The organism is Bacteroides sp. 43_46 (genome assembly GCF_001915455.1).
Lineage (GTDB): Bacteria > Bacteroidota > Bacteroidia > Bacteroidales > Bacteroidaceae > Bacteroides > Bacteroides caccae.
In genome coordinates, this window is the sequence record NZ_MNQN01000131.1 from 22,889 (window position 1) to 37,227 (window position 14,339).

The 14,339-nt window shown below is 40.5% G+C and carries 10 protein-coding genes and 2 pseudogenes; 10 read left to right on the top strand and 2 right to left on the bottom strand.

What is annotated here, in order from left to right:
* The first annotated feature begins 8 nt into the window (after positions 1 to 8).
* From pnp to BHV72_RS16395, 4 genes and pseudogenes are all read left to right on the top strand, one after another.
* Positions 9 to 2,135 carry a polyribonucleotide nucleotidyltransferase gene (gene pnp / locus BHV72_RS16380; RefSeq protein ID WP_005675516.1) on the top strand — a complete coding sequence of 709 codons (2,127 nt, stop codon included), beginning with the start codon at positions 9 to 11 and terminating at the stop codon, positions 2,133 to 2,135.
* A 97-nt stretch (positions 2,136 to 2,232) separates the two neighbouring features.
* Positions 2,233 to 3,166: pseudogene (locus BHV72_RS16385) on the top strand (FecR family protein); the annotation flags it as partial.
* Between the two features lie 220 nt (positions 3,167 to 3,386).
* Positions 3,387 to 3,665, top strand: a pseudogene (locus BHV72_RS16390) (STN domain-containing protein); the annotation flags it as partial.
* 61 nt (positions 3,666 to 3,726) lie between these two features.
* On the top strand, positions 3,727 to 3,864 hold the full coding sequence (locus tag BHV72_RS16395; RefSeq protein WP_005675522.1) for a hypothetical protein: 138 nt from the start codon (positions 3,727 to 3,729) through the stop codon (positions 3,862 to 3,864).
* 298 nt (positions 3,865 to 4,162) lie between these two features.
* Here the strand turns inward: BHV72_RS16395 and buk are convergent, their stop codons facing one another.
* Together buk and BHV72_RS16405 are read right to left on the bottom strand one after the other, a co-directional pair.
* Positions 4,163 to 5,224 (bottom strand): butyrate kinase, encoded by a 1,062-nt coding sequence (buk, locus tag BHV72_RS16400; protein ID WP_005675523.1) that lies wholly within the window; start codon positions 5,222 to 5,224, stop codon positions 4,163 to 4,165.
* Between the two features lie 17 nt (positions 5,225 to 5,241).
* Positions 5,242 to 6,198, bottom strand: a complete 957-nt coding sequence (locus BHV72_RS16405; RefSeq protein WP_005675524.1) for a phosphate acyltransferase — start codon at positions 6,196 to 6,198, stop codon at positions 5,242 to 5,244.
* A 179-nt stretch (positions 6,199 to 6,377) separates the two neighbouring features.
* Between BHV72_RS16405 and BHV72_RS16410 the strand changes: the two genes are divergently transcribed.
* The 6 genes from BHV72_RS16410 (at position 6,378) to BHV72_RS16435 (ending at position 14,337) form a co-directional block, all read left to right on the top strand.
* On the top strand, positions 6,378 to 7,181 hold the full coding sequence (locus BHV72_RS16410) for a glycoside hydrolase family 16 protein (RefSeq protein WP_022041373.1): 804 nt from the start codon (positions 6,378 to 6,380) through the stop codon (positions 7,179 to 7,181).
* Positions 7,182 to 7,189: 8 nt separating this feature from the next.
* Positions 7,190 to 8,098, top strand: a complete 909-nt coding sequence (locus BHV72_RS16415) for a S66 peptidase family protein (protein ID WP_005675526.1) — start codon at positions 7,190 to 7,192, stop codon at positions 8,096 to 8,098.
* Positions 8,099 to 8,168: 70 nt separating this feature from the next.
* Positions 8,169 to 9,152, top strand: a complete 984-nt coding sequence (locus tag BHV72_RS16420) for a M20 family metallopeptidase (protein WP_122265054.1) — start codon at positions 8,169 to 8,171, stop codon at positions 9,150 to 9,152.
* A gap of 50 nt (positions 9,153 to 9,202) precedes the next feature.
* Positions 9,203 to 9,628, top strand: coding sequence for a SufE family protein (locus BHV72_RS16425; RefSeq protein WP_005675528.1), 426 nt, complete (start codon positions 9,203 to 9,205; stop codon positions 9,626 to 9,628).
* 248 nt (positions 9,629 to 9,876) lie between these two features.
* Positions 9,877 to 12,933: a SusC/RagA family TonB-linked outer membrane protein gene (locus BHV72_RS16430; protein WP_005675529.1), complete on the top strand. Its 3,057-nt coding sequence runs from the start codon at positions 9,877 to 9,879 to the stop codon at positions 12,931 to 12,933.
* Between the two features lie 12 nt (positions 12,934 to 12,945).
* Entirely contained in the window at positions 12,946 to 14,337 is a 1,392-nt protein-coding gene (locus BHV72_RS16435; RefSeq protein ID WP_122295804.1) for a RagB/SusD family nutrient uptake outer membrane protein, read from the top strand.
* The last annotated feature ends 2 nt before the right edge of the window (positions 14,338 to 14,339 follow it).

The following is a 14,339-nucleotide window of genomic DNA, read 5'->3' on the forward strand; positions in this document are numbered from 1 at the left end:
CAATTTTTATGATTAACCCAATTGTTAAGACGATCGAGTTACCTGATGGAAGAACCATCACACTCGAGACGGGAAAGTTGGCAAAACAGGCAGACGGTTCTGTAATGCTACGCATGGGAAACACCATGTTGTTGGCTACTGTTTGTGCCGCTAAAGATGCAGTTCCCGGAACAGATTTTATGCCTTTACAGGTAGAGTACAAAGAAAAATTTGCGGCATTCGGCCGTTTCCCCGGTGGTTTTACCAAAAGAGAAGGTCGGGCTTCTGATTATGAGATCCTGACCTGCCGTCTTGTTGACCGTGCTCTCCGCCCCTTATTCCCCGACAATTATCATGCAGAGGTATATGTAAATATCATCCTCTTCTCAGCAGATGGTGTAGATATGCCGGACGCATTGGCAGGACTTGCAGCTTCTGCAGCACTTGCTGTTTCAGATATTCCATTTAACGGACCGATTTCCGAAGTGCGTGTAGCGCGTATTGACGGTCAGTTTGTAATCAATCCGACTTTTGAGCAACTGGAAAAAGCTGATATGGACCTTATGGTGGCTGCTACTTATGAAAATATCATGATGGTAGAAGGCGAAATGCACGAAGTATCCGAAGCAGAATTGCTAGAGGCTATGAAAGTGGCTCACGAAGCAATTAAGGTACATTGCAAAGCTCAGATGGAGTTGACTGAAGAAGTTGGCAAAACCGTAAAACGTGAATATGACCATGAGGTAAACGACGAAGACTTGCGTAAGGCAGTTCGTGAAGCTTGTTATGACAAGGCTTATGCTGTTGCTGCTTCCGGAAATAACAATAAACATGAACGTTTTGCTGCTTTCGAAGCTATTTGTGAAGAGTTTAAGGCTCAGTTCTCAGAAGAGGAACTGGAAGAAAAAGCGGCTTTGATCGACCGCTATTATCACGATGTAGAAAAAGAAGCAATGCGCCGTTCTATTCTTGATGAAGGCAAACGCCTGGATGGTCGTAAAACTACCGAAATTCGCCCGATTTGGTGTGAAGTAGGTTACCTACCCGGTCCTCACGGATCTGCTATCTTTACTCGTGGTGAAACTCAATCACTGACTTCTGTCACACTGGGTACAAAACTCGATGAAAAGATTATTGACAATGTATTGGAACACGGAAAAGAACGTTTCCTGTTACATTATAATTTCCCTCCTTTTTCCACTGGTGAGGCAAAAGCACAACGCGGCGTAGGTCGTCGTGAAATTGGTCATGGCCACTTGGCTTGGCGCGCTTTGAAAGGACAGATTCCTGCTGACTATCCGTACGTAGTACGTGTTGTTTCAGAAATTCTCGAATCTAATGGTTCTTCTTCTATGGCTACCGTATGTGCCGGAACATTGGCATTAATGGATGCAGGTGTGAAGATCAAGAAGCCGGTATCAGGTATTGCAATGGGACTGATTAAGAATGCAGGTGAAGATAAATATGCAGTATTGTCTGATATCCTCGGTGATGAAGACCACCTCGGAGATATGGACTTCAAGGTGACTGGAACAAGAGATGGTATTACTGCTACGCAAATGGATATTAAGGTAGACGGTCTGTCTTATGAAATCTTGGAACGTGCATTGAACCAGGCTAAGGAAGGGCGTATGCACATCTTGGATAAGATTGCTGAAACAATCGCTGAACCGCGTGCAGACTTGAAAGAACATGCTCCCCGCATTGAAACCATGACAATTCCTAAAGAATTTATCGGTGCTGTGATTGGTCCTGGTGGTAAAATAATTCAAGGTATGCAGGAAGAGACCGGTGCTGTCATCACTATCGAAGAAACAGAAGGTGTGGGACGTATCGAAGTTTCAGGTACTAATAAGAAATGTATTGACGATGCAATGCGCATGATCAAGGCAATTGTTGCTGTTCCCGAAGTGGGTGAAGTGTACAAAGGTAAGGTTCGTTCTATCATGCCTTACGGTGCGTTCATCGAATTTTTGCCGGGTAAGGACGGTTTGCTGCACATTTCTGAAATAGACTGGAAACGTTTGGAAACAGTGGAAGAAGCCGGAATTAAAGAGGGTGACGAAATTGATGTAAAATTGATTGATATTGATCCTAAAACCGGTAAATTCAAACTTTCTAGAAAGGTTTTGTTGCCAAGACCGGAAAAGAAGTAAAAAAGTGACAGTTTTAATATAATATAGAATAACCCGATTACTAGAAGTCGGGTTATTTTTTTGTCTAAACTTTTGCTTTTCTGCAAAAGTTTCCGTTGAGTTATTACATAAATATTTTAAGGGTAACACTACTGTTGAGGAAGAAAAATGTATTCTTAACTGGGTGAATGAATCGGAGGAAAACCGTCGGACATTGCAGAAAGAACATATGTTGTTCGATATTGCCCTTTTCACCAATACCAAAATAAACAATAAGGGAGAGAAAGTGGCTGTGGGTACTCATATCTTACCTATGTTAAGGTAAGAGTGCCCGTATAGCTGCCGTTATAGTAGTAGCAATCAGTTGTGCTTTTTTATTCAAGGAGTATCATTATGGTAATACAGCGCATCTGCAGACAGTGACAGTGCCTGCTGGCCAGCGAGCACAGATTACTTTGGCAGACGGTACGAAAGTATGGCTGAATGCACAGCCTACATTAACATACTCCCATGATTTCGGACGGAATGAGAGGAATGTGGAACTAGACGGAGGAGCTTACTTCGAGGTGGCGAAAAATAAAGAAATCCCATTCTATGTAAATACGGAAACTAATCAGGTGAGAGTAGTGGAAACACATTTTAATGTGTGTGCTTACCGGGGTAGCAATGAATTTACAACTACTTTGCTTGAAGGTATTGTCGATATCTATGCGAAAGGCAGCGAACATTCGCTTACACGTCTGGGGGTGAACGAGGTTTTTATTTTCTGGGACGAAAAGTTCAGAAAGGAGCGTTTTACTGATTTTGATTATCTCCGTTGGAAAGATGGTTTATACTGTTTTGATGATACTCCTTTTAACCTGTTGCTTGGTAAACTGGAGAAATATTATAAAGTGAAGATCGTTGTGGAGAATCCGAAAGTACTGAATTATCGTTGCACGGGTAAGTTTAAAGATCAGGATGGGGTGGAACACGTACTGAAAGTAATTCAGAAAGATCATTCGTTTATTTACTCCATAAGTGCCGAAAAAGACAGTATCTTTATAAAATAAAGAAATGAGCTCACGCTAAATATATACCTTAAATTAGTACTAACCCTTAAAAGCATAACAATTATGAATAACAGTCAATAGCATCTCATTAAAAGAGAATCGGAAAGTACCCCCATACTTTCCGATTCGAAACAGTCAAAAATCGACCTTAATCAATTTATTAACTTAACACGTTGCAAAGATATGAGAAAAATTTCTTTGAAAGGGCTTTTTTGCCCAAATGAAGATCACTTTATTCCTTCTTCTGTTCGTAACATTTCAAGCTTATTGTGAGAATGGATACTCTCAGAGTGTAAAAATCAGCATTCCCCACTCAACGCTGAAAGTAAGTGAGTTACTCTCTAAAATAGAGTCACAGACCAACTATTTGTTTGTCTACAACAAAAAAACAGTAGATGTAAAACGGGTAGTTAATGTAGCTGCCAACAATCAGTCGGTATCCGAAATTTTGGACCGAGCTTTTGAAGGCACAGGTATTCATTATGTAATGGAAGGCAATATTCTCTGCATCCCATACCCAGTTCTCTTACGGGCAGGAGGAATTCTCAATAGCCTATTGGATGTGTATTAAAGAAGGTGGCAAGCTAGGAGATATTTATGGAAATGCTTTTGTTTGCAATGGCGATGGTTCTATTCAAGTAAACGCTGACGGTTCGCCGGTGAATAAGACCGGAAATAAAGACCTGCCGGAGCTTTAAAGGTGGATGAATAGTTTATAATTATAGGTGTAACTTTTTTTGATTCAAACGTGTTTCTCCGTGTATTAGGAAATGAGAGGAGAAAGATTGTGAGGGGGTGAAGTCGAGGGGGCTTCGCTCCCTTTTATTAAAAATACTCCCTCCTTTAAAAGAAAGAGGGCGTTAAGGCAAAAAATAGTTGAGGTGTTTTTTTCCATATATTTGCTTTGAGGGTGATAGAAGCATATTGATTTGTGTTGATTATCAGCGTTTTATCAATACGATAAAAACGGTGAAACTCAAGAATGGGAAGTTTGTGTTATTTATAAATTTGTATCGGAAGTTCTCCTTTCAATGCCCCTAGCGCATTGAAAGCCAATGATTCCATTTCGTTTTCTCCGGGATAAATATGGATCGGAGCTAAAAAAGAAATACGTTTTTTGAGTCGTGAAATGACATAATCGGAGTAAGCAATCCCTCCTGTCAGGAGAATAGCATCTATCTTCCCACAAAGTACAGTAGCGGCGCCACCTATTGCTTTTGCTACGTTATAAATCATGGCGTCCAATACGAACTCCGCTTTTTTGTCTCCTTCTTCTATGGATTTGATAATCACAGGTACATCGGTAGTACCCAAGTGAGCTGTCAGTCCCGCACGTCCGGAAATACGCTTCTTCAATTCATCTTTGGTGAACTGTCCGCTAAAACAAAGGTCGATGAGTTGACCGGCAGGCAGTGTACCTGCACGTTCCGGCGAGAAAGGGCCTTCGCCGTCCAACGCATTGTTTGCATCAATAGCCCGTCCATGGCGGTGAACTGCAATAGAAATACCACCTCCCAAATGGCAGATGATTAAATCAAGGTCTTCGTATTGTGTTCCCTGCTCTCTGGCGAAGCGGCGTGCTATTGCTTTCTGGTTCAAGGCATGCCAAATTGTAATTTTGGGCATTAACGGTGAGCCTGTGATACGGGCTATATCTTCCAGTTCATCCACTACTCCCGGATCGGCAATGAAAGCACGACAATTGGGTAAGGAAGAAGCAAGTTTGTCTGCAATTAATCCTCCAAGGTTACAGGCATGAGTGCGCATGGCGTGTACCGTATCACGTTTCATGGCTTCATTTACCTCATATACTCCACCCGGTATCGGTTTTACCAGTCCTCCGCGTCCGATGACTGCATCAAAGTCAAAAGGTATCTTATTGGCTTCCAACTCCTGGAGTACCAGATTCTTCCGAAATTCAAACTGGTCTACCACTTGTGAATAAACGGATAATTCTTCTACTGTATGGCTGATATTACGGACCAGTAGCGGAGTTTCATTTTCATATACTGCAATCTTCGTCGAAGTGGAGCCGGGATTGATAACTAGAATTTTCATCAATATTGATTTTTGAATTATGAATTATTGGGGACTTGATTTATTTGTTTTCTGCATTCACAGTCTCCTGAGACTTGCAGGCAAGCCATTGCCATGCTATAATATTTGGACAAGCCGGAGTCACTACGAGACGGAAGTACCACTGGGCAGATCGGTCCTTGCAATAAACCCGCCATTTCTGCCTGTGCAAACAGGGACACAGATTTGTAGAATGCATTACCCGATTCTATATTGGGGAATATCAGCACATCCGCTTGTCCGTTGATAGGAGATACAATACCTTTAATATCGCCGCTTGCCTGCTCGCAGGCGGTACGTACATCCAGCGGGCCGTCAATAATTACATTTCCGAACTCTCCGGCTTCGGCAAGTTCCACGATATTTACATAATCCAGTGAGTGGGGAAACTTGGCGCTTACTTTTTCCGTACAGTGGATTAAGGCGATACGTGGTTGTTCAATACCGAAGTGGCGGCACGTGCATATAGCATACCAGATCATTTCTATACGTTGTTGCAAAGTGGGACGCGGAATAACGGCAGCATCCGAGAAGAAAAGTAATTTGTGATACGTTGGAATTTCCATTACCGCCAGATGCGTAAGAATTTTCCCTTTCGGAAGCAATCCTTTTTCTTTGTCAAGTATAGCGTGCAACAGGTTGTCCGTATTAATAATTCCTTTCATCAGAATATCTGCTCCTCCCTCACGGACAATGCGTACCGCTTCGCGTGCTGCCTCGTCCGAATCTTCTATATGGATGATTTTTATGTATTCGGGATATTGTTTGAGTGTAGGATATTTTTCCAGAATAGCCGAATCTCCGATCATCAGAAACTCCGCAATTCCTTCTTCCAATGCGCGGGTAATAGCATATTCCGTGTTAGGATCATTGGCACAGACTACGGCAATCCGTTTTCTATGATTTAGTTTTTTGAGATGAGCCGTCAATTGGGCAAAACTTTGAATAGGTTCCATAACGTTAGATTTTTAGCAAATATCAGAAAAAGGATTGAGAAAATAGCGATTGCAATCCGAAAAATTACATCCATTATGTAACATTTTGCTATATTTTATTTGTTTTGGTCGATAGATATGCATGGAATCGTTTTTTCCTGTATTTTTGCAAATGAATCCCCCAATGAAATAAAAAAGACATGAAACAGTTTAAAAATCTATTTTTTGTTAGCTTAATCCTCCTTTGTTGGCTGTTCATTTCGTGCAAGACGACGAAGGTTCCTGAAGGTTGGTCCTTGGTCTGGAAAGAAAACTTTAATCAAAAAAAGAATTTTGATTCAAAGGTGTGGAGTAAGATTCCACGAGGAAAGTCGGATTGGAATAATTACATGACTGACTTTGATTCTTGTTATGCAATGCGTGAAGGCAAACTGGTGTTGAGAGGTATCGTCAATCAGGTTCAGCCCAATGACACGGCTCCTTATTTGACGGGCGGTGTTTATACAAAAGGCAAGAAGGCTTTTATAAACGGGCGTATTGAAATTTGTGCCAAGTTGAATGCTGCGAAAGGGGCATGGCCGGCTATCTGGATGTTACCCGAAAAAGCGGCATGGCCGTCCGGTGGCGAAATTGATATTATGGAACGTTTGAATAACGATTCAATTGCTTATCAGACTGTTCATTCTCATTATACCTACACATTGGGCATCACAGAAAATCCCAAGTCTCATTCCACGGGACCTATTTATCCTGACCGGTACAATGTTTACGCAGTAGAAATGTATCCGGACAGCCTTTCATTTTATATCAATGATATGCATACGTTTACCTATCCTCGTATACAAACAAAAGAAGAAGGGCAATACCCTTTTAACCAGCCTTTTTACCTGCTGATTGATATGCAATTGGGAGGCTCGTGGGTCGGAGCGGTCGGTCCTGAAGATCTTCCGGTAGAAATGGAAGTGGACTGGGTACATTTTTATCAACGGAAGTCAAAAAAATAAGAACATATATGGATATTCAATTTCCTCCTTTTTTGCAGAAAGGTGATAAAGTAGTTATCGTATCGCCCTCCAGTAAGATAGACAAACAATTCCTGAAAGGTGCCAAGAAACGGATTGAATCATGGGGGGTGAAAGTTGTTATGGGAAAGCACGCCGGAGGTTCATCCGGGCGATATGCCGGCACGATCAGCCAACGTCTGAAAGATTTGCAGGATGCAATGGATGATCCGAAAGTGAAAGCTATCCTTAGTAGTCGTGGAGGATATGGAGCTGTACATCTGATAGATAAGATTGATTTTACGGCATTTCGTGAATATCCGAAATGGTTGTTGGGCTTCAGTGATATTACTGCATTGCACAATCTGTTTCAGAAAAACGGATATGCTTCGTTGCATTCGTTAATGGCACGTCATCTTGCGGTAGAGCCGGAGGATGATCCGTGTACAAACTATTTGAAAGATATCCTGTTCGGAAACTTGCCTTCTTATACTTGTGAGAAACATAAGTTGAATAAGCAGGGCAGTACGCAGGGGGTTCTTCGTGGGGGGAATATGGCGGTAGCTTACGGTTTGCGCGGTACTCCTTATGATATTCCGGCAGAAGGAACTGTGCTGTTTATCGAAGATGTCAGCGAACGACCTCATGCCATTGAACGCATGATGTATAATCTAAAATTGGGCGGTGTACTTGAAAAATTATCTGGACTGATTGTCGGACAGTTTACGGAATATGAAGAAGATTGTTCGCTGGGCAAAGAGTTGTATGCTGCTCTGGCGGATTTGGTAAAAGAGTATGATTACCCCGTTTGCTTTAATTTTCCTGTAGGGCATGTTACTCATAATTTGCCGCTTATAAACGGAGCAAAAGTAGAGTTTACGGTTGGAAAGAAAAATGTAGAATTAAAGTTTATTTGTTAATAATCTATTTCATCTGAACAATGCTGTGATGAAAATGACTAATTTTGAGACTTTAATAGAAAAGAGGATGATGAAAAAGAAAATTATGATAGTATTGGTAAGTGCCTTTTTGTTATTATCAGCATTCTCCTGCGGAGGTGGCAATAAGGCAAATAGTACAAGTGAACAAAACGAAAAGATAGTTGTGAATGTACCACAGTTTGATGCAGATAGTGCTTATCTGTATGTAAAGAATCAAGTAGATTTTGGTCCTCGTGTTCCTAATACAAAGGGGCATGTAGCTTGTGGAAATTATCTGGCTAAGCAATTAAAAGATTTCGGTGCGCAGGTGACCGATCAGTATGCCGATCTGATTGCTTATAACGGTACTTTGTTGAAAGCGCGAAATATTATCGGTTCTTATAAGCCGGAAAGTAAAAAAAGAATCGCTTTATTTGCCCACTGGGATACACGTCCGTGGGCCGATAACGATCCTGACGAAAAGAATCACAAGACTCCGATTCTGGGAGCGAATGATGGTGCAAGCGGAGTAGGAGCTCTGTTGGAAATAGCCCGTTTGGTCAATCAACGGCAGCCGGAACTTGGTATTGACATTATTTTTCTTGATGCCGAAGATTATGGTACACATGACCAGGATAATGAAGAATCATGGTGTCTGGGTGCACAATACTGGGCGCGTAACCCTCATGTACAGGGATATAATGCTCGTTTTGGTATCCTGCTTGATATGGTAGGTGGCGAAAATACGGTTTTCCTGAAAGAATCATATTCTGAGAGATTTGCGCCGGATATAAATAAAAAGGTGTGGAAAGCAGCCAAGAAATTGGGATATGGCAAAATGTTCATTGATGAAGACGGAGGAGGGGTGACGGATGACCATTTGTTTATCAACCGCCTGGCACGTATTAAAACGATCGATATTATTGCTTCCGATCCGGAAGGTGGTTTTACCCCGACCTGGCATACTATCAATGATAATATGGAGCATATAGACAGGAATACACTGAAGGCGGTCGGGCAGACTGTATTGGAAGTAATCTACAATGAAAAATAATCTCCTTGTTATTTAGAGTATTTAGAAATTTGTAAATAGCAATTATATATATGTCAATTAATGAATTACAAGACGAAGTGATTGCAGAGTTCAGTGACTTCGATGACTGGATGGATCGGTATCAACTACTTATTGATTTGGGAAATGAGCAGGAACCGCTTGAAGAAAAATATAAGACGGAACAGAATCTGATTGAAGGATGTCAAAGCAGAGTATGGCTTCAAGCGGACGAGGTAGACGGTAAGATTGTTTTTAAGGCGGAAAGTGATGCTTTGATTGTAAAAGGAATTATTGCCTTGCTGATAAAAGTCCTTTCAGGACACACTCCTGATGAAATCTTGAATACTGATCTTTATTTTATAGATAAGATAGGGTTGAAAGAACATCTGTCACCTACACGTAGCAATGGGTTGTTGTCCATGGTCAAACAAATACGAATGTATGCATTGGCATTCAAAGCAAAAGAGGGGAAGTGAGAACTTCCCTTTTTTATGATATGCTTGTTGATCTTGTGAAAATTTTATAAAATTATAGATTTTATTCAGGAAAGCTTGTACATAGGTTTATGGAAGTTTTTTGCTAGTTTTTCTGTTGTTTTATTTAGAAAAAAGTAAGAAATCTGTCTATTTGCCCAATGTTTAAAAATATATAATATAATAAGTTTCGTTTGATACTTTGCTTTTTTATTTGTTTTTTTGCAAAAAAGTGAATAAAACGCGAGCTTATGAAAAATTATGTGAAAAGAGTAATCCTGTTCTGGTTTTGTATGGTTTTCTATATGTTAGTACAAGCTCAAGTGAGGGAAAACCGAATAACCGGACACGTATATGATTCTCAGAACTTGCCTTTGGCTGGTGTAAACATTAAAGTAAAAAATACTCCTTATGGGACAGTCTCCAATGAAAAAGGAGAGTTTGTGCTAGCAGGTAAATGGGAGCAAGGTGTATCAATTGAATTTTCGTTTATTGGTATGCGGCGTAAAACTATCACTTATAAAGGTCAGACTAAGCTGGAAGTAACTTTGGCGGACGACACTAATAATATGGATGAGGTTGTTGTGACTGCTAAAGCCAATATTAACGAGATAGATATTCGTGCTCGTTCCGGTGTAGTGCAAGAAGTCGATATGCGGCGTATTAATAGTAAGCCGATGATTGATATGGGCTTGGCTTTGCAGGGATCTGTACCGGGGCTGATTGTAACAAATACAGGAGAACTGGGTTCTGCTCCTGAGATACGCATCAGGGGAAATTCCTCTTTACGAAGGGGAAACACAACCAATGAGCCACTGTATGTAATGGATGGAAAGGTCATAAGCTCGGAAACTTTTTATAATCTGAACCCTCAAGATATTAAAGAAATCAAGGTACTTAAAGATGCGGCTGCTTGTGCTTTATATGGTATAAAAGCTGCTAATGGGGTACTGGAAATAACTTCCCAGCGTGGAATTAGCGGACAAACAATGGTTACCTATACTTTGGATATGGGTATAACTACTCGTGGCCGTCGGGGAATTTCTATGATGAATTCTGTAGAAAAGCTGGAACTGGAACGTCGTTTGCAAAATGTAGAAACTCCCGGTTACCGATATAGTGCAGATTATTATAATAAATATCATGCTGATGATCCGAATTTGCCACAACTGATAGCGGCAGGACAACAAAAACTGGATGAATTGAAGAATATTAATACCGACTGGTTCCATGAACTTATCCGGAATAGTCTTTATCAGAAACATAATGTCAGTATTCGTGGAGGAAGTGAAGAGACAACCTATTATGTTTCTGCTAACTATACTCAACAGGGAGGGCGTTTGCCGGGTAATGATAAACGGCGTATGAGTTTGCGCATGAATATGGACCAGAAATTGGGACATATCGGTTATGCATTGCTAAGTGTAAATGGGGGATATGCTAAGACAAATACACCGAATGGTACAACCTCGGACCCTACTCAACTGGTTTATGAACTGAATCCTTATGAAACAAAAGATAGTGGCGAATTAGTTTCTTATCCGGGACGTACCTACAATGATTTGATGAATCAGTACAGTCAGGAAGATGCGGCAAAGACAGCCGGTATTAGTGGCAGTTTGATTTTGAACCCATTACCTGGACTGGATGTGGCGGCAGTGGCCGGCCTGGATTTTTTGCTGGACGAGACAGAACAATTTACTCCTTCTACTGCATATTCGGAAATGACAACGGGAGTTCCTGAGATTCAACGTGGTATTTATTCAAAATCAAAGAATACGACAACCAATGTTTCTACTAATGTTCGTGTGACTTATAATAATGTATATGCAGGGAAACATAATCTGACGTTAGGTGCTAATATAGATTATTACCTGACGCAGTTGGATAATGTTTCTATTACTGGTTATGGGGTTGGAACTATAAAATCTGCGGCTGCTATCAATCAATCTATTCAAGGAACGCGTAAAGCTGAAGTGGGGGCGTTGAAAGATAAAAATGCCCAGTTGGGATTTGGTGCTGTTGTCGGGTATACTTTTGATAATATTTATGACCTTTATGGTACTTATAAGACTGACGCTTCCTCTATTTTGCCTTCCGACAAACGCTGGAACAGTGCTTGGGCAGTGGGGATTGGTTGGACTCCTAGTTATTATGAATTTCTGTCGGATAACCCCGTTTTAACCCGTCTGAACCTAAAAGCTTCTTATGGATATACTGCCAATTTGAATGGCGTCTCTGTCTCTTCAACAGTAGCCACTTTTGCTTATTCTACTAACAGTTATGAAGACCAGCGTCCACTTGACTTAATGGGGCTTTATAATAAAGATCTGAAACCGGAACAGACTAAGTCTATTGATGCAGGAATTAATATAGGTCTGTTTGATCGTATCACTTTAGAGGCGAGTTGGTACAACCGTCGTACCGAACAAGCGTTGTTGGATGTTCCGATTCCGTCTTCTACTGGATATACTACATTGAAACGTAATATAGGAATACTTGAGAATAGAGGTTTCGAATTTGGAGTGAATATGAAAGTGTTGGATACAAACGATTGGTTGCTTAGTTTGCGGGGGAATATAGCTTATAACCGTAACAAAGTTATTGATCTTTATTATGCTGATAGAATATATACCTCTGAAGAAGCATTGCTTCCTGATTATGAGGTGGGTAAGTCGTATGATATGATTTACGGACCTTCTTCTCTGGGGATTAATCCTTTGACTGGTTATCCTGTTTTTCTGGTGAAAGGTAATAAGGAAAAACAAGCAAGTGAAGCATTGACTGCTGAAGATGTGGTAGCATTGGGTCATTCTACGCCTCCATATAGCGGAAGTTTTGGACTATCGCTTTCTTATAAATCATTCGATTTGGATATGGATTTCTATTATGTACACGGTGGTATCCACCAATTTAACTATTCGTATGTGCGTGATAAAGATGATTCAAATAAAAATGCTGTTGCTGGACAAACAGATAAAATGTGGTTTAAACCGGGAGATGAAGGTAAAGTTTATCCGACTCCTTTTTACACATCTGCTGTAGCAGAAGACAATTTAAGCCAATACCCGAACTCGTTGACAGTAGGTAAGAGTGATTATTTGAAGCTCTCTATGGTTTCTCTTCGTTACCGAGTGCCACCTCATTTCTTAAGAAAGACATTACCGTTTGTAAAGTATGCGACGCTTGCTTTTCAGGGTTCTAATTTGTTTACGTGGACCTCATATAAGGAATCGGATCCGGAAAGTGGTACATTGGCGGGTAGTATGCAGCCTATTTATACATTCAATATGAGTCTGACTTTTTAAAGAATAATGATTATGATAAAGAAATTCATCTATATATTTACTGCCATATCAGGAATTTTAGCGGGAGTATCGTCTTGTTCACTTGATATTCCTCCTGCTGACCAGTATTCGGATCCTGATGCTATTACTAATGTTTCCACGGCCCGTTCGCTCCTGACATCTGCTTATTTACTATATCCGCACTATGAATATGAACTTTCTATCTTAGGTGATGACTTTTGTCAAACGTCTATTACAGGAAAGGATATGAGTCAGAAGAATCTTTATTTGTGGCAGGATAACTCTATAACTTCTTTTGCGGAGACTATCTGGCTGGAATATTATAATACAATTGCTTCTTGCAATACTTTGCTTGAACGGGTGGATAATATCGTATTGGAGAATGCTTCGGAGGAGAGTGCAAAAGCAGCTATAATAAGTGAGTGCAAAGCATTGAAGGCTCTTTGTTATTTCAATTTGCTAAGGTTGTTTGCACCAGCTTATGACAAAGATCCGCAAGCTGATGGCATTGTTTTGAAAGAACGTTTGGGACTTGAATTTCCAAAACGTTCTTCTATTGAAGATTGTGTATCTGCTATCCGTACATTGTTGACAGAGGCGGCCGATACGGAGAATGATCCGGAAAGAAATGGGTGGTTATCTCAAACAGCGGTTTATTATTTGCTTGCTGAACTGGAATTATATGCAGGACAATATGGACAGGCTGCGATTTATGCAGAGAAAATATTAGAGCAGGCAACAGATGATATGTTTACTGTTGCGGGATATAAACGTTTGTGGGAAACTGCTTCTTGCAAGGAGCGTATCTTTGCGTTTTATACAGCAAAGAGTTATTATGCGGACATTCAGTTTAATGAAACAAGTGGTGATTATTTCGCTTTGAATCCTCAGATTGTTTATGGGGAGGAAGATATACGGAAGACATACAATGTTTATCCTTTTGAAATGGAAGGAGAACAAAGGAATTTGCTAGGTAAATATAATAAAGTAAATAAGGATTCAGAAAGTATACAATATATAAATATAATGCGTTATGCCGGAGCTTATTTCATAGCTACCGAGGCTTATAGTCGGATGGTGGGTAAAGAAGATGTCGCAATTCGGAAATTGAATGAATATTTGGCAGCTTGTCAAGCCACGACTCTTGATGAGGGACTGACAGGTAATGCACTGCTGCAGGCTATTCATCTGGAAAAAATGAAAGAATTTGCGGGTGAAGGTATACTGTATTTTGATTTGAAACGTTTACATTCTGGAAGCCTTTCCCGGTTAGCGAAATGGGGGAGCAGTGAAGATGTAAAAATTGAGAGTAGCGATTATCGCTGGTGTTTTCCTATTCCTCGTTCTGAATATAAATATAATGAGAATATGACTCAAAATGAGGGGTGGCCTCTGAATAGATAATT

Bases quoted from the DNA above. Each gene is read 5' to 3' on its own strand.
- pnp (WP_005675516.1), top strand. From the start codon at position 9: ATGATTAACCCAATTGTTAAGACGATCGAGTTACCTGATGGAAGAACC.
- BHV72_RS16395 (WP_005675522.1), top strand. From the start codon at position 3,727: ATGTGTATTAAAGAAGGTGGCAAGCTAGGAGATATTTATGGAAATGCT.
- buk (WP_005675523.1), bottom strand. From the start codon at position 5,224: ATGAAAATTCTAGTTATCAATCCCGGCTCCACTTCGACGAAGATTGCA.
- BHV72_RS16405 (WP_005675524.1), bottom strand. From the start codon at position 6,198: ATGGAACCTATTCAAAGTTTTGCCCAATTGACGGCTCATCTCAAAAAA.
- BHV72_RS16410 (WP_022041373.1), top strand. From the start codon at position 6,378: ATGAAACAGTTTAAAAATCTATTTTTTGTTAGCTTAATCCTCCTTTGT.
- BHV72_RS16415 (WP_005675526.1), top strand. From the start codon at position 7,190: ATGGATATTCAATTTCCTCCTTTTTTGCAGAAAGGTGATAAAGTAGTT.
- BHV72_RS16420 (WP_122265054.1), top strand. From the start codon at position 8,169: ATGAAAAAGAAAATTATGATAGTATTGGTAAGTGCCTTTTTGTTATTA.
- BHV72_RS16425 (WP_005675528.1), top strand. From the start codon at position 9,203: ATGTCAATTAATGAATTACAAGACGAAGTGATTGCAGAGTTCAGTGAC.
- BHV72_RS16430 (WP_005675529.1), top strand. From the start codon at position 9,877: ATGAAAAATTATGTGAAAAGAGTAATCCTGTTCTGGTTTTGTATGGTT.
- BHV72_RS16435 (WP_122295804.1), top strand. From the start codon at position 12,946: ATGATAAAGAAATTCATCTATATATTTACTGCCATATCAGGAATTTTA.